Raw genomic sequence first — 16475 nt, 5'->3', positions numbered from 1 at the left:
TCCCATGTTCGAACGCCTGATCCAGTTTGCCATCGAGCAGCGCATCATCGTGCTGCTCGCCGTTTTGCTCATGGCCGGCCTCGGTATCGCCAGTTATCAGAAACTGCCGATCGACGCCGTGCCCGATATCACCAACGTCCAGGTGCAGATCAACACCGGCGCTGCCGGGTTCTCGCCGCTGGAAACCGAGCAGCGCATCACCTTTCCGATTGAGACCGCGATGGCCGGCCTGCCGGCGCTGGAGCAAACCCGGTCGCTGTCACGCTCGGGCCTGTCCCAGGTCACGGTGATCTTCAAGGACGGCACTGATCTGTTCTTTGCCCGGCAATTGGTCAACGAGCGTTTGCAGTCCGCCAAGGAGCAATTGCCCGAGGGCGTGGAGGCAGTGATGGGACCGATTTCCACGGGGCTCGGCGAGATCTTTTTGTGGACGGTCGAGACCAAGGAAGGCGCGTTGAAGGACGACGGCACGCCCTACACGCCTACCGATCTGCGAGTGATCCAGGACTGGATCATCAAGCCGCAACTGCGCAACGTCCCCGGTGTGGCCGAGATCAACACCATCGGCGGCTTTGCCAAGGAGTACCAGATTGCTCCCGATCCGAAAAAACTCGCCGCCTACAGACTGACCCTCACCGATCTGGTGACGGCGCTGGAGCGCAACAACGCCAACGTCGGCGCCGGGTACATCGAGCGCAGCGGCGAGCAATTGCTGATACGCGCACCGGGGCAAGTGGCGAGCACCGAGGACATTGCCAACATCGTCATGGCCAACGTCGACGGCACGCCGATCCGCATCAAGAATGTCGCCACCGTGGACATCGGCCGCGAACTGCGCAGCGGCGCTGCCACGGAAAACGGCCGCGAAGTGGTGCTGGGTACGGTATTCATGCTGATCGGCGAAAACAGCCGCACGGTCTCCCAGGCAGTGGCTGCCAAGCTCGAACAGATCAACAAATCCTTGCCCAACGGCGTGATCGCGGTACCGGTGTATGACCGCACGCATCTGGTCGACAAGGCCATCGCCACGGTGAAGAAGAACCTCGTCGAAGGCGCGATTCTGGTCATCGCGATTCTGTTCCTGTTCCTCGGCAATATCCGCGCTGCGCTGATCACCGCGATGGTGATTCCGCTGTCGATGCTGTTCACCTTCACCGGGATGTTCAGCAACAAGGTCAGCGCCAACCTGATGAGCCTCGGCGCGCTGGACTTCGGGATCATCGTCGACGGTGCGGTGGTGATCGTCGAAAACACCTTGCGACGGCTGGCTCATGCGCAGCAGCATCACGGACGACTGCTGACGCGATCCGAGCGTTTCCATGAAGTGTTTGCGGCGGCGAAAGAGGCGCGGCGCCCGCTGATTTTCGGCCAATTGATCATCATGGTCGTGTACCTGCCGATCTTCGCCCTGAGCGGCGTCGAAGGGAAAATGTTCCACCCGATGGCGTTCACTGTGGTCATCGCGTTGCTCGGCGCCATGCTCCTGTCCGTCACCTTTGTGCCGGCGGCGATTGCGTTGTTTGTGACCGGCAAGGTCAAGGAAGAAGAGGGCGTGGTGATGCGCGTCGCGCGTCGCGTTTATGCTCCGGCGCTGGCCTGGGTGATGTCGCATCGTTCTGTTGCCGTGGGGGCGGCGTTGGCTGTGATCGTGCTCAGTGGCGTGGTCACCAGCCGCATGGGCAGCGAGTTTGTGCCGAGTCTCAGTGAAGGCGATTTTGCCTTGCAGGCGTTGCGCGTGCCGGGCACCAGCCTGACGCAATCGGTGGACATGCAGCAGCGACTGGAAACCTTGATCCTCAATAAAGTGCCGGAAGTCGAGCGCGTGTTCGCCCGCACCGGCACGGCGGAAATCGCCTCCGACCCGATGCCGCCGAACATCTCCGACAGCTATGTGATGCTCAAACCCAAAGACCAATGGCCGGACCCGGGCAAGTCCCGGGAAACCCTGATGGCTGAGCTGCAACAGGCCGCCGCGACGTTGCCGGGCAGCAACTATGAACTGTCGCAGCCGATCCAGTTGCGCTTCAACGAGCTGATCTCCGGCGTGCGTAGCGACGTGGCGGTGAAAGTGTTCGGTGATGACATGGACGTGCTGAACGCCACGGCGGCGAAGATTGCTGCCGCGATGCAGAAGGTCAACGGTGCGTCCGAGGTCAAGGTCGAGCAAACCACCGGTCTGCCGGTGCTGACCATCAACATCGACCGCGATAAAGCGGCGCGTTACGGGCTCAACGTCGGCGACGTGCAGGACACCATTGCGGTGGCCGTCGGCGGGCAGAAGGCCGGGACGTTGTACGAAGGTGACCGGCGATTCGACATGGTGGTGCGTTTGTCCGACGCCATGCGCAAGGACGTCGACGGGTTGTCGGCGCTACTGATTCCGGTGCCGGCGGCTGGCGGTGAGGCAGCCAGTCAGATCGGTTTCATTGCGCTGAAGGACGTCGCCAGCCTCGATCTGGTGCTGGGGCCGAATCAGGTCAGCCGCGAAAACGGCAAACGCCTGGTGATCGTCAGCGCCAACGTGCGCGGGCGGGATATCGGCTCTTTCGTTGCCGAGGCGGGCGAGGTGATCGAACGTGATGTGCAGGTGCCGGCGGGTTACTGGACGACCTGGGGCGGGCAGTTCGAGCAACTGCAATCGGCGGCCAAGCGCTTGCAGATCGTGGTGCCGGTGGCGTTGCTGCTGGTGTTCGGGCTGCTGTTCATGATGTTCAACAACCTCAAGGACGGCTTGCTGGTGTTCACCGGGATTCCGTTTGCGCTGACCGGCGGGGTCATGGCGTTGTGGCTGCGGGACATTCCGCTGTCGATCTCGGCGGGTGTCGGTTTTATCGCGCTGTCCGGTGTGGCGGTGCTTAACGGGCTGGTGATGATTGCGTTCATTCGCAACTTGCGGGAGGAGGGGCGCTCGCTTGCCGAGGCGATTCACGAAGGTGCGCTGACGCGATTGCGTCCGGTGCTGATGACGGCGTTGGTGGCGTCCCTTGGCTTCATTCCGATGGCCCTCGCGACCGGCACCGGGGCCGAGGTTCAGCGACCGCTGGCGACGGTGGTGATTGGCGGGATCCTGTCCTCGACCATCCTCACGTTGTTGATATTACCGGCGCTGTATCAGCTGGCGCATCGTCGGGACGAGGAATTACCCACGGCTGCCTAGTCATTTTTTGGTTTAACAAAAGGCCCGCAAATGCGGGCCTTTTTACATAACGGATATGTAATTTCGGCGCCACCGTCACGAAAGGTTCGGATTGTTACCTTGATCCCGTCAGTTACTTGAATGAGGAATCAAAGATGAAAGTTGCACAGATTGGTGCGTTTGCCGTGGCTCTGATGATGTCTTCGCTGGTGTTGGCCGAAGGTGGCGGTGACCGTACTTTCGACCGAATGATGACCGCTAACGACCGCTCCATGGAGCTGTTTGTGGCCAAGGAGAAGGCCCGCGATCCTGTCGTCGTGAATGATAAAAAGGATGAGAAGACCCAAGACCTGTAAGCGTGCTGCCAGTGAATGAGCCCGTCATCGCGCATCGATGGTGGGCTTTTTTATGAGTCGTGTTTTGAAGGAGCTGGATATGAAATTTCTTAAGCTGTTGGCGTTCACCGGTGTCATGGCAATGTCTTTGAATGCGTTGGCCGAAGGGGGCGGAGACCGGACGTTCGACCGGGCGCTCAGCGCCAATGCTCAGGCCATGGAGCAGTACGCGGCCGCCCAGGGCAAAGCGGCGCCGGTGATCAAGGAATATGAGTACGGAATGAAGCTGGATGTGAAGAAAGTGGTGAGCGTTGTCCGGCCGAAAAATGAATGCGCGGTGGTGCCGGCAGCGATGACTTATGAGGACTCCAAAGGGCAGCTCAACACGGTCACGTACAGCGTGATGGGCAACTGTCGTCAGCAGGGTGGATAGCGCCTATAGCGGCTCAAACGCCTGGTTCATGTGCAGTGAGCCGGGCTTTTTTTCAGGCATAAAAAAGGCGTCCCGAAGGACGCCAAAGGATTCACCTCTTACCAAAGGAGCAAGGAGCTTCTAAAGGTGAATGTGTATTGCTCGTTAAACTCAGAGAATTGCCAGCGGGTATTCGACGATCACCCGTACTTCATCCAGATCCGACTCGAATGCCGTGGCACGGGTGGTGGCCTGGCGCAAACGCAGCGACAGGTCTTTCATCGAACCGCTTTGCACCACGTATTTGACTTCGATGTCACGCTCCCAGCGCTTCTGGTCGGTCAGCGGATTGCCGTCGGCATCACGACGCATGTACACGGCGTTGGCGTTGGAATAGTCGGCGTCGGTGCCGCGGGCATAACGGGTCATGAACGACAGGCCCGGCACGCCGTAAGTGGTCATGTCGAGGTCGTAGCGCACCATCCATGAACGCTCTTTCGGCGAGTTGAAGTCGCTGTATTGGATGGAGTTGTCGAGGAAGATCGAGTCGGACTGGCGCAGATAATCGAAGTCGTCGTTGCCGTTGTTGCGTTGGTGGGAGAGGGCGACGGAGTGGGCGCCGAGTTTCACGCCGACCCGGCCACTCCAGATGTTGTTGTCGAACTGGCCGAGCAATTGTTTGCCTTCGTCGACGGCCTTGTAATAGTTCAGGCCACCGAACAGTGACAGGTCATCCGACAGCGGATACGTCCAGGCAGTGCCGGCGTAGTACTGGTTCCAGGCATCTTTCAGGCGGCTGGAGTACAGGCTGAAACTCAGGTTTTTGTTCAGCGCATAATCGCCGCCGCCATAGGCGATCCAGGGCGAGTTGACCGGGCCGGCATAGAAGGTCGCGAAGTTTTCGCGCATGTCGCTGGACACCGGCTGGCTCATCGCATGCAGCCGGCCGCCCTGAATCGACAGACCTTCAATGCTGGTGTTGGTCGCCGTCACACCGCGAAAGCTTTCCGGCAGCAGTCGCGAATCACCCGCCGCGACGACCGGGTTGGCCGGGAATACATCACCGATTTTCACCACCGTATCGAAGGCCCGCACTTTGGCGGCGCCACCAACCTTGGTGTATTCGTCCCGTGCTTTGCCTTCGCTGTCGACCGGCAACACATCAAACGAACTACGGCCACCGTTGCGGCCGTCACCGGTATCGAGTTTCAGGCCGATCATCGCAAAAGCATCAAACCCGACCCCGACGGTGCCCTGGGTGAAACCGGATTCGAACTTGCTGATGACCGCATGGGCCCAGGCCTCGGAATAACCATTGCCGGTAGGGCTGGACTGGCCGTTGCGGTGATCACGATTGAAATAGAAGTTGCGGTTGAGCACCGTCAGGCTGCTGCCTTCGATAAACCCTTCGGGTTTTTCTTCTGCAAACACCGTGGACGGCCCGGCGCCGACAACCACTGCTAAAGCGGCCATCGACATTTTTTTGTTGTTAACCATCAATCACTCCTTGGGTTCGGCAGAACGGGAACGAGCTTCGGCGTGGGTTTTATTGTTCGAACGGGCAAGGGCCCGCCGGGAGAGTCGCCGGGTGACATCGTTGCAGGCTGCGGATAACGCGGAGGTGATTGGGGGATTACAATTTTGTTAGGTGAATGCGGGCGAAACTCACACGCAGGGTGGGGCTGATCGTTCCATGTATGCAGATGTGCGTTTCTACCTTTCGAAGGTATCCAGCAAGTCCTCTGGCAGAGAGGTATCGATGTCATTGGGAAGTGTGAGTTTGCCCTTCATGGTTCCGATCCGTTGGGCGCGCGTTTTTTTCAAAGTGACTTTGCCTTTGCGTTCTTCGGCTAACGACTCGAGGCCGTCCATCAACTCTGAAAAAATATCTCGCTTCATGGTTCGCCATCTCCTCTTGAAAATTGATCTTCGAATTTACTGGAAAATGGCTCTTTTCGAATGTCATACATTGCCCAGTGAGTTGCAGGAGAACTCCTAAGAAGGGGATGGCGTTTACGATCAAGGGATCGCTACCTTCGTCAACTCTTACAGAAACTCAGCCGCCCAGATGCAGGATTCAGCTGGTGCCAGAGATTTTTCAAGTGAAACCGCAGAAAAAAACAACGGCATCCGAAGATGCCGTTATTTTGAGTGATAGATATTGCTTGAATGGCTTCGATTGATGATCACCTATTATCTAACGCTATTTCCTTTCTATTGATAACTCTCTCGTTGACAACACGGCGTACCACTGGTGCAGAGGGCTTTTTCGGTGGTGTGGGTCTAGTCGCATTTTCTGGTTTGGACGGGCCGTTGGTCGCTTTCATTTCTGATTCCTATTGGGACCGCCGTTAACATCGTCGTGCTTGCGAACGCTGCGTTATCCTCCACTCACGATAGCTCTAATAGCCAAAAACAGACTGTAGGACGAAACCGACAATTCAGCGGGAGCTTTCTGGGGTTTAAGCAGGAAGGGCAGAGCACTCGTAACAAATCCCACAAAAACAAAAACGGCACCCCGAAGGTGCCGTTTCTGTTTGCAGCCATTCCAGCAGAACAATCAGCCCGCCAGACCCGCCTGCTGAACCAGTGTCAGCAACGGCTGCGGGTAAACACCCAGGAAGAACGCAACCAGGGCGATTGCCAGCAGCATCACGCCGCCTGCTTTCTGTTCCCAGTGCAGCTGGGCGTCGTGGCGGCGCAGGTTCGGTTCGATCAGGTACAGGGTGACCATCACGCGCAGGTAGTAGAACACGCCGATGGCGCTGCCCAGTACCAGGGAACCGACCAGCCACCATTGGTGCGACTCGACACCGGTAGCGATGATGTAGAACTTGCCGATGAAGCCTGCGGTCAGCGGGATACCGGCCAGGGACAGCATCATCACGGTCAGTACGGCGGTCAGGTACGGACGGCGCCAGAACAGGCCGCGGTACTCGTACAGCGCGTCTGCGTCACGGCCGTTGTACGGCGAGGACATCAGGGTGATCACGCCGAAGGCGCCGAGGCTGGTGATCACGTAGGTGACCAGGTACACGCCGATGGCTTCCACCGCCAGACCCTTGCTCGCCACCAGTGCGATCAGCAGGTAGCCGAAGTGCGCGATGGACGAGTAACCGAGCAGACGCTTGAGGTTGCTCTGGGTCAGGGCCAGCAGGTTACCGAACAGGATCGAGGCGATGGCGATGATGGTCAGCACGTTGCTCAGTACGCCACTGCTTGCGGCAGGGGAGATCTGGAACAGGCGCACCATGACCGCGAACACGGCCACTTTCGAAGCGGTCGCGAGGAACGCGGCCACCGGTGCCGGAGCACCTTCGTACACGTCCGGCGTCCACAGGTGGAACGGTACCAGCGACAGCTTGAACGCCAGACCGATCAGCATCATGCCCAGGCCCAGTTGCGCCAGCGAGCTCGGCAGGTTGGTGGTGGCCAGTGCCTGACCGATACCGACGAAGCTCAGCGAACCCGAGTCTGCGTACAGCAGCGCCATACCGAACAGCAGGAACGCGGAACCGGCGGCCGACAGCACCATGTACTTGATACCGGCTTCCAGCGAACGCTTGTTGAAGAAGGCGTAGGCCACCAGACCGTAGACCGGCACCGACAGCAGTTCCAGACCGATGAACAACCCGGCCAGGTGCTGCGCGCTGACCAGAACCAGGCCACCGGCGGCGGCCATCAGGATCAGCAGGTACAGTTCTTCACGGTTGCCCGGGTAACCCGAACCGCCATCGCCGAGGTAGGCGTGGGCGAGGGTTACACAGGCGAGGGTGGCGACCAGGATCAGCGCCATGTACAGGCAGGCAAAGGTGTCGATCTGCAGCAACGGGGTCACGGCCAGAGGCGCGACTTTCAGTGCCGGCAGGATCGACAGCAAGGCCAGATTCAGACCTGCCACCGAAATCAGGAAGGTCTGCGAGTGGTTGCGGCGCCAGGCGATTGCCAGCATCACCACGATAATGGTGAGGCTGGTGATCAACAGTGGCGCAAGCGCAATAAAGTGTTGAATCGTGAATTCCATAGCGCTCTTACCGGGCCGAAGCGAGTTGAGTGAAGGCGGTGCCGAGCCACTGCTGCACGCCATGCATCGTGGCGGCAGAGGTGTCGAGGAACGGTTGCGGGTAGACGCCGAGGTAAATCAGCAGTACCGCAAGGCCCAGCACCATGATCAGTTCGCGACCGTCCATGCCGTGCAGGATCGAATCCGATTTGGACGGACCGAAGTAGGCACGGTGGATCATGATCAGCGAGTAGACCGAACCGAACACCAGACCGGAGGTGGCAATCGCAGTGATCCATGGAGCACTGGCGAAGGTACCGATCAGGATCAGGAACTCGCCGACGAAGTTACCGGTACCCGGCAGACCCAGAGAGGCGGCTGCGAAGAACAGGCTGATCGCCGGCAGGTAAGCGATGCGCGACCACAGACCGCCCATCTCACGCATGTCACGAGTGTGCAGGCGCTCGTACAGCTGACCGCTGAGGATAAACAGTGCCGCGGCCGACAGACCGTGCGCCAGCATCTGGATCACTGCACCTTGCAGGGCCAGTTGGCTGCCGGAGTAGATGCCGATCAGTACGAAGCCCATGTGGGAAACGGACGAGAAGGCGATCAGGCGCTTGATGTCGGTTTGTGCGAACGCCAGGAAAGCACCGTAGAAGATCCCGATCAGACCGAGGGTCATGGCGATCGGCGCGAACTCGGCCGAGGCGTTCGGGAACAGCGGCAGGGCGAAACGCAGCAGACCGTAGGCCGCGGTTTTCAGCAAGATACCGGCGAGGTCGACGGAACCTGCGGTCGGCGCCTGGGCGTGAGCGTCAGGCAGCCAGGAGTGGAACGGAACCACTGGCAGTTTGACCGCGAAGGCGATGAAGAAGCCGAGCATCAGAATGTACTCGGTGGTCATCGACATCTTGGTCTTCAACAGGTCGGCATAGTTGAAGGTGATCACGCCGGTGCTGTTGTAGTTGACCAGTACCAGACCCAGGATCGCCACCAGCATGATCAGGCCGGAAGCCTGAGTGAAGATGAAGAACTTGGTCGCAGCGTAGATACGGGTTTTCTTGCCGTCCGAAGAACTGTGACCCCAGAGCGCGATGAGGAAGTACATCGGCACCAGCATCATTTCCCAGAAGAAGAAGAACATGAACAGGTCGAGGGCGAGGAACACGCCGACAACGCCGCCCAGGATCCACATCAGGTTCAGGTGGAAGAAGCCAACGTGACGCTGGATCTCTTTCCACGAGCAGAGTACCGACAGGATACCCAGCAGACCGGTCAGCAGGATCATCAGCAGCGACAGACCGTCGAGGGCCAGGTGCACGTTGATGCCGAAGCGCTGGATCCAGACGTGCTTGAACTCAAGCGCCCAGGTCGGATCGGCGCCAGGCGCCGGAGCAAATGAATAGTCACCGTGGGCCCACAGCCAGAGGCCGAGGGCGAGTTCCAGGGTCATGGTCAACAGCGCAATCCAGCGGGGGAGGGTAGCGCCGAAGCGCTCACCCATCCAGCACAGCAGGCCGCCGATGAAGGGGATCAGGATTAGCCAAGGCAGAATCATGACGGGCTCGTTTCCTTTCGCAAATTCGCAAGGTTCATATCAGACCGCTACCAGCACGACAGCGCCGATGACCAACACGGCACCAGCAGCCATCGAAGCAGCGTACCAACGCAGTTGACCGGTTTCGGTACGGCTCAGAGCGGTGTGACCACCCTTGGCCATGCGCGGGATCAGACCGATGGTCTGGTCGAGCGGGTCTTTGCGCAGCATGTGGCTGATCGCAAGGTACGGCTTCACGAACAGTTTGTCGTAGATCCAGTCGAAGCCCCAGGCAGCGAACCACCAGGCCGAAAGGAAACGGCCGACGCCGCTGTTGGCGATCGCGGTCACGAAGCGACGCTTGCCAAGGAACAGCAGGGCCGCCAGCAGGATACCGGCCAGGGCGATGGCGCCCGAGGCGATTTCCAGGCTGTGCTTGGCTTCGCCACCGGCATGGCCAACGCTTTCAGGCAGTACGCCGTGCAGCGGTGGAACGATCATGGCGCCGACGAAGGTCGACAGCACGATCAGCACCGACAGTGGCAGCCAGTGAGCGATGCCGTGACCGGCGTGAGCTTCGGTCTTGGCTTCACCGTGGAACGCAATGAAGATCAGGCGGAAGGTGTACAGCGAAGTCATGAATGCGCCGACCAGACCTGCGTACAGCAGACCGTGGTTGCCGCTGGCGAACGCTTCCCAGAGGATTTCGTCCTTGGAGTAGAAACCTGCGGTCACCAGTGGCAGGGCAGCCAGAGCGGCACCACCGACGATGAAGCTGGCGTAGGCCAGCGGCAGTTTCTTCCACAGGCCGCCCATCTTGAAGATGTTCTGCTCGTGGTGGCAGGCAACGATCACCGCACCGGAAGCAAGGAACAGCAGGGCCTTGAAGAAGGCGTGGGTCATCAGGTGGAAGATCGCGCCTTCCCAGGCGCCAACGCCCAGCGCCAGGAACATGTAGCCGATCTGGCTCATGGTCGAGTAGGCGAGGATACGTTTGATGTCGGTTTGTACCAGTGCGGCGAAACCGGCCAGCACCAGCGTCACACCACCGACGATTCCCACGAGATGCAGGATGTCCGGCGCCAGGGCGAACAGACCGTGGGTACGGGCGATCAGGTAAACGCCAGCGGTCACCATGGTTGCGGCGTGGATCAGTGCCGAAACCGGGGTAGGGCCGGCCATCGCGTCTGCAAGCCAGGTCTGCAGCGGCAGTTGAGCCGATTTACCGACCGCACCACCCAGCAGCATCAGGGTCGCCAGCACGATCCAGAAATCGCCGACCTTGAAGTGCTCAGGCGCCTTCACCAGCAGTTCCTGGACGTTCAGCGTGCCCAGTTGCTGGAACAGGATGAACAGGCCGATCGCCATGAACACGTCGCCGATACGGGTGACGATGAAGGCTTTCAGTGCGGCGTTACCGTTGTTGCGGTTGCTGTAGTAGAAACCGATCAACAGGTACGAGCACAGGCCCACGCCTTCCCAACCGAAGTAGATGAACAGCAGGTTATCGCCCAGGACCAGGAACAGCATGCTGGCGATAAACAGGTTGGTGTAGGCGAAGAAGCGCGAGTAACCGGCTTCACCGCGCATGTACCAGGAGGCGAACAGGTGGATCAGGAAACCCACACCGACCACCACACCGAGCATGGTCACGGACAGACCATCCAGGTACAGGGCGAAGTTCGGCTGGAAGCCCTCGACGGACATCCACTTCCACAGCACATGCACGTACACGCCACCTTCCGGTGGAGCGACGTTGAATTGCCAGATCACGTAGGCCGCGACGATGGCAGACAGGCCGATGGAGCCGACACCGATCAGCGCCGACAGGTTTTCCGAGAGGCGGCCGCGGGAAAACGACAGCAACAGGAACCCGATCAGAGGGAATACGAAAGTCAGAAAGAGTAGGTTCATCCGCGCATCTCACTGGCAGCGTCGATATCGAGCGTGTGGAAGCGGCGATACAGTTGCAGCAGGATCGCCAGGCCAATACTGGCTTCGGCGGCTGCAAGGCTGATCACCAGGATGAACATGATCTGTCCATCCGGTTGCGCCCAGCGGGCGCCCGCAACGATGAAGGCCAGTGCAGAGGCGTTCATCATCACTTCCAGACTCATCAACACGAACAAAATGTTGCGGCGGACCATCAGGCCGACCAGACCAAGGCAGAACAGGATGCCGGCAACGGCCAATCCATGCTCGAGAGGGATAGCAGGCATGTCTTACTCCTTCGCCTCGTTACGGCCCAAATGGAACGCCGTGACGGCTGCAGCGAGCAGCAGCATCGAGGCGAGTTCGACCACCAGCAGGTACGGACCGAACAGGCTGATGCCCACGGCTTTCGCGTCCACGGTGGTTTGACCGATGGCCTGACCGCTCTGGTGAGCGAACAGCACATACAGCAGTTCGGCCAGCAGCAGGGCGGCGAGAATCACCGGACCTGCCCAGATGCCGGGCCTGAGCCAGGTGCGTTCCTGCTGAACCGAGGCCGGGCCGAGGTTCAGCATCATCACCACGAACACGAACAGCACCATGATGGCGCCAGCGTAGGCGATCACTTCCAGCACGCCGGCGAACGGAGCGCCGAGTGCGAAGAAGGTCATGGCCACGGCGATCAGCGAAATGATCAGGTAGAGCAGGGCGTGCACAGGATTGGTGTTGGTGACCACACGCAGTGTGGACACAACAGCGATACCCGATGCGAAATAGAAAGCGAATTCCATCGTTCTTCCTTAAGGCAGCAAGCTCTTCACGTTGATCGGCTCGGCTTCGTTTTGTGCGGCGCCTTTCGGCTTACCGGCAACGGCCATACCTGCAACACGATAGAAGTTGTAATCAGGGTTTTTGCCGGGGCCGGAGATCAGCAGATCTTCTTTCTCGTACACCAGGTCCTGACGTTTGAACTCGGCCATCTCGAAATCCGGGGTCAGCTGGATCGCGGTGGTCGGGCAGGCTTCCTCGCAGAGACCGCAGAAAATGCAGCGCGAGAAGTTGATACGGAAGAAGTCCGGGTACCAGCGACCGTCTTCGGTTTCAGCTTTCTGCAGCGAGATGCAACCCACCGGGCACGCCACGGCGCACAGGTTGCAGGCTACGCAGCGTTCTTCGCCATCGGGGTCGCGGGTCAGGACGATACGGCCACGGTAACGTGGCGGCAGGTAGACCGGCTCTTCCGGATATTGCAGGGTGTCGCGCTTGCGAAAGCCATGACCGAAGATCATGACCAGGCTGCGCAACTGGGTACCGGTACCCTTAATGATGTCGCCAATATATTTGAACATGGGTCAAATCCTCACTGAACCGCAACTGCAGGCGTGTTCCACAACACGATTGCAGCGGTCACCAGCAAATTGATCAGGGTCAGTGGCAGGCAGAATTTCCAGCTGAAGTCCATCACCTGGTCATAACGCGGACGCGGGATGGAAGCGCGCAGCAGGATGAACAGCATGATGAAGAACGCGGTCTTCAGTGCGAACCAGACGAAGGACAGTTGCGGCAGGATGCCGAACGGACCGTGCCAGCCACCGAAGAACAGGGTGACCAACAGCGCCGAGATCAGGATGATGCCGATGTATTCACCGACGAAGAACATGCCCCATTTCATACCGGCGTATTCAATGTGGTAACCGTCGGCCAGTTCCTGTTCCGCTTCCGGCTGGTCGAACGGGTGACGGTGAGTCACGGCCACGCCAGCGATGAAGAAGGTACAGAAGCCGAAGAACTGCGGAATGATGAACCACAGGTTCTGCGCCTGGTACTCGACGATGTCGCGCATGTTGAACGAGCCGACCTGCACCACGATGCCCATCAGGGCCAGGCCCATGAACACTTCGTAGGACACGGTCTGCGCCGAGGCACGCAAGCTGCCGAGCAGGGCGAACTTGTTGTTACTCGACCAGCCGGCGAACAGTACCGCGTAGACCGACAGACCGGCCATGGCGAAGAAGAACAGCAGGCCGATGTTCAGATCCGCCACGCCCCAGGTCGGGGTGATCGGGATGATCGCGAAAGCGATCAGCAGGGCGGACATGGCAACCACCGGTGCCAGGGTGAAGATCACCTTGTCGGCAAACGGTGGGGTCCAGTCTTCCTTGAAGAACATCTTCAGCATGTCGGCAGCGATCTGGAACATGCCGAACGGGCCAACGCGGTTCGGACCGTAACGGTCCTGCCACCAGCCCAGCAGGCGACGTTCGACAAAGCTGAGCAGCGCACCCGCGACCACCACGGCCAGCAGGATGACCACAGCCTTGACGACCGAGAGGATCACATCGATCACTTCAGGGGTGAACCAGGTCATTGCGCTGCCTCCTGCAGACCATCAACGGTTTGGCCGAAAATCGCCGGCGGAATGCCTGCCAGACCGGCCGGCAGTGCAACCAGGCCAGCGCCCAGCTCTTCATTGATGCGCAGCGGCAGACGCAGGGTCTGGCCGGCAACATTGAGGCTCAGCAGTGCACCGTCGTTGACGCCCAGGCGATCCGCTTCGGATTTGGCCAGCGACACGTAAGCAGCTGGAATGCGTTCCTGGACCGGAGCGGCTTTCGACGAGTTTTCGTCGCTGCCGAACAGGTGGTAGAACGGCACGGCTTGCCAGGTGCCCTGGGCCGGGTTGAACGCGCGCGGAACACTGGCGAACCAGTTCAGGGAATCACCGGTGCTTTCGATCAGGCGGGTGCCCGGATCGCCAGCGCGCAGGTGACCACCGACTTCGTCCTGGAACTTGTTCCAGGCTTGCGGCGAGTTCCAGCCCGGCGACCAGGCAAAAGGAACCTGCTGACGCGGTTCGGCGGAGCCCGAGTAACCTTCCATCGAGAAGGCGAACGCGGTGTCCTTGTCTTGCGGGGTGCGTGGTTCGTGAACGCTGATGTCGGCGCGCATTGCGGTGCGACCGGAGTAACGCAGCGGCTCACGTGCCAGTTTCAGACCCTTGATGCGGAACGACGCGGATGGCGCAGCATCGACGATACGTGCCAGCTGTTCGGTGCTCGAAGCAACGGCAGCGGTGACGTGGTCGAGTTGCGTCCAGTCGATCGGCTGGTTCAGCAGGGTGGCGCGCAGCGCGTGCAGCCAGCGCCAGCCTTCGTGGACCAGAATGCTCGCGTCCATGTATTGCGGGTCGAAAACCTGGAAGAAGCGCTGGGCGCGACCTTCCTGGCTGACCAGCGTACCGTCGCCTTCAGCAAAGCTGGCGGCTGGCAGAACCAGGTGCGCGCGGTCGCTGGTAGCGGTCTTCTGATGGTCGGCAACGATCACTACCTTCGCAGCGTTCAGTGCCGCATCGACCTTGGCTTTGGCGGTGCGGGTGTACAGATCGTTTTCCAGCACGACGATAGCGTCGGCCTTGCCATCGATGACCGCTTGCAGCGCAGCATCAACCGATTCGCCACCGAGCATGGCCAGGCCGAGGCTGTTGGCTTCCGGCACGATCAGGCTGATCGAACCGTTCTTCTCGCGCAGCTTCAGGGCCTTGGCGATGTTCGCAGCGGCTTCGATCAAGGCTTTGGAGCCCAGCGAAGTACCGGCGATGATCAGCGGACGCTTGGCCGCGAGCAGGGCGTCGGCGATGCGCTTGGCCAGTTCCAGAGCTTCGGCGTCCAGACCTTCGACGGCCGGGGCGCTGGCGTCCAGGGCGTGAGCCACGGCGAAACCGATACGCGCCAGATCGTCGGGAGCGGCGTGTACGCATTCTTCGGCGATGTCGTCGAGCTTGGTTTCAGCCAGGCTGGCGATGAACAGCGGGTTCAGCTCGTGCTGACCGATGTTCTTCACGGCGGCGTCGAGCCAAGGCTGAACGCGCATGGCTTCGGCCATGTCTTCGGCCTTGCCCTTGACCGACTGACGCAGGGCCAAAGCCATACGGGCAGCGGTCTGGGTCAGGTCTTCACCGAGGACGAACACGGCGTCGTGGTCTTCGATGTCGCGCATGTTCGGCACTGGCAGCGGGCTGTCTTTCAGCACTTGCAGGACCAGACGGATGCGTTCCAGTTCGGAGGCTTCGATACCGGAATAGAAGTGCTCGGCGCCGACCAGTTCACGCAACGCGTAGTTGCTTTCCAGGCTGGCACGCGGCGAACCGATACCGACGATGTTGCGACCGCGCAGCAGGTCGGCGGCCTTGTCCAGCGCAGCATCCAGCCCAAGCTTGGTGCCGTCGGCCAGCAGGGGCTGACGTGGACGGTCGGTGCGGTTGACGTAGCCATAACCGAAACGGCCACGGTCGCACAGGAAGTACTGGTTCACCGAACCGTTGTAACGGTTTTCGATACGACGCAGTTCGCCGTAACGCTCGCCCGGGGAGATGTTGCAACCGCTGGAGCAGCCATGGCAGATGCTCGGCGAGAACTGCATGTCCCATTTACGGTTGTAGCGCTCGGAGTGAGTCTTGTCGGTGAACACACCGGTCGGGCAGACCTCGGTGAGGTTGCCGGAGAACTCGCTTTCCAGCGTGCCGTCTTCAACGCGACCGAAGTACACGTTGTCGTGGGCGCCGAATACACCCAGGTCGGTGCCGCCGGCGTAGTCCTTGTAGAAACGCACGCAGCGGTAGCAGGCGATGCAGCGGTTCATTTCGTGGGAAATGAACGGGCCCAGTTGCTGGTTCTGGTGGGTGCGCTTGGTGAAGCGATAACGGCGCTCGTTGTGGCCGGTCATCACGGTCATGTCTTGCAGGTGGCAGTGACCGCCTTCTTCGCACACAGGGCAGTCGTGCGGGTGGTTGGTCATCAGCCATTCAACGACACTGGCGCGGAACGCCTTGGATTCTTCATCGTCGATGGAGATCCAGGTGTTGTCGGTGGCAGGCGTCATGCAGGACATGACGATGCGACCACGGGTGTCGTTCTCGTCGGTGTACTGCTTGACCGCGCACTGGCGGCAGGCCCCGACGCTACCAAGCGCGGGGTGCCAGCAGAAATAAGGGATGTCGAGGCCCAGCGACAGACATGCCTGTAACAGGTTGTCTGCCCCGTCGACTTCGAGCGCTTTGCCGTCTACGTGGATAGTGGCCATGGTTCAAAGGTCTTCGTTGGCCCGGTGTCAGCGGGCGT

At 60.0% G+C, this 16475-nt stretch carries 13 protein-coding genes; 3 read left to right on the top strand and 10 right to left on the bottom strand.

Going from position 1 to position 16475, the window contains the following annotated elements:
- Positions 1-4 precede the first annotated feature (4 nt).
- The 3 genes from ACW9HX_RS12970 (at position 5) to ACW9HX_RS12960 (ending at position 3904) form a co-directional block, all read left to right on the top strand.
- Complete coding sequence (locus tag ACW9HX_RS12970; protein ID WP_457380921.1) at positions 5-3157, top strand: CusA/CzcA family heavy metal efflux RND transporter; 3153 nt, start codon at positions 5-7, stop codon at positions 3155-3157.
- Between the two features lie 134 nt (positions 3158-3291).
- On the top strand, positions 3292-3492 hold the full coding sequence (locus tag ACW9HX_RS12965) for a co-regulatory protein PtrA N-terminal domain-containing protein (RefSeq protein WP_457380920.1): 201 nt from the start codon (positions 3292-3294) through the stop codon (positions 3490-3492).
- Positions 3493-3571: 79 nt separating this feature from the next.
- Positions 3572-3904, top strand: a complete 333-nt coding sequence (locus ACW9HX_RS12960; RefSeq protein WP_457380919.1) for a DUF2790 domain-containing protein — start codon at positions 3572-3574, stop codon at positions 3902-3904.
- Positions 3905-4054: 150 nt separating this feature from the next.
- Here ACW9HX_RS12960 and ACW9HX_RS12955 read toward each other — a convergent pair whose 3' ends face one another.
- From ACW9HX_RS12955 to nuoG, 10 genes are all read right to left on the bottom strand, one after another.
- Positions 4055-5380 (bottom strand): OprD family porin, encoded by a 1326-nt coding sequence (locus tag ACW9HX_RS12955; RefSeq protein ID WP_457380918.1) that lies wholly within the window; start codon positions 5378-5380, stop codon positions 4055-4057.
- Positions 5381-5596: 216 nt separating this feature from the next.
- Positions 5597-5782, bottom strand: a complete 186-nt coding sequence (locus ACW9HX_RS12950) for a hypothetical protein (RefSeq protein WP_457380917.1) — start codon at positions 5780-5782, stop codon at positions 5597-5599.
- 661 nt (positions 5783-6443) lie between these two features.
- Positions 6444-7907: an NADH-quinone oxidoreductase subunit NuoN gene (gene nuoN / locus ACW9HX_RS12945; RefSeq protein WP_102622478.1), complete on the bottom strand. Its 1464-nt coding sequence runs from the start codon at positions 7905-7907 to the stop codon at positions 6444-6446.
- Positions 7908-7914: 7 nt separating this feature from the next.
- Positions 7915-9447: an NADH-quinone oxidoreductase subunit M gene (gene nuoM / locus ACW9HX_RS12940; protein WP_007951464.1), complete on the bottom strand. Its 1533-nt coding sequence runs from the start codon at positions 9445-9447 to the stop codon at positions 7915-7917.
- Positions 9448-9486: 39 nt separating this feature from the next.
- Positions 9487-11340 (bottom strand): NADH-quinone oxidoreductase subunit L, encoded by a 1854-nt coding sequence (gene nuoL, locus ACW9HX_RS12935; RefSeq protein ID WP_457380916.1) that lies wholly within the window; start codon positions 11338-11340, stop codon positions 9487-9489.
- Positions 11337-11645 carry an NADH-quinone oxidoreductase subunit NuoK gene (gene nuoK, locus ACW9HX_RS12930; protein WP_003180046.1) on the bottom strand — a complete coding sequence of 103 codons (309 nt, stop codon included), beginning with the start codon at positions 11643-11645 and terminating at the stop codon, positions 11337-11339. The genes nuoL and nuoK overlap by 4 nt, the downstream gene beginning before the upstream one ends.
- A 3-nt stretch (positions 11646-11648) precedes the next feature.
- On the bottom strand, positions 11649-12149 hold the full coding sequence (nuoJ, locus tag ACW9HX_RS12925) for an NADH-quinone oxidoreductase subunit J (protein ID WP_457380915.1): 501 nt from the start codon (positions 12147-12149) through the stop codon (positions 11649-11651).
- A gap of 9 nt (positions 12150-12158) precedes the next feature.
- The gene (gene nuoI / locus ACW9HX_RS12920; RefSeq protein WP_085712394.1) at positions 12159-12707 is read right to left on the bottom strand and encodes an NADH-quinone oxidoreductase subunit NuoI; all 549 of its coding nucleotides are present in this window, start codon (positions 12705-12707) and stop codon (positions 12159-12161) included.
- A gap of 11 nt (positions 12708-12718) precedes the next feature.
- Complete coding sequence (gene nuoH / locus ACW9HX_RS12915) at positions 12719-13726, bottom strand: NADH-quinone oxidoreductase subunit NuoH (RefSeq protein ID WP_249486938.1); 1008 nt, start codon at positions 13724-13726, stop codon at positions 12719-12721.
- On the bottom strand, positions 13723-16437 hold the full coding sequence (nuoG, locus tag ACW9HX_RS12910; protein ID WP_457380914.1) for an NADH-quinone oxidoreductase subunit NuoG: 2715 nt from the start codon (positions 16435-16437) through the stop codon (positions 13723-13725). The genes nuoH and nuoG overlap by 4 nt, the downstream gene beginning before the upstream one ends.
- Positions 16438-16475 lie beyond the last annotated feature (38 nt).

This window comes from Pseudomonas sp. SDO52101_S400 (assembly GCF_054071635.1).
This window is presented reverse-complemented; position numbering and strand designations above follow the sequence as displayed.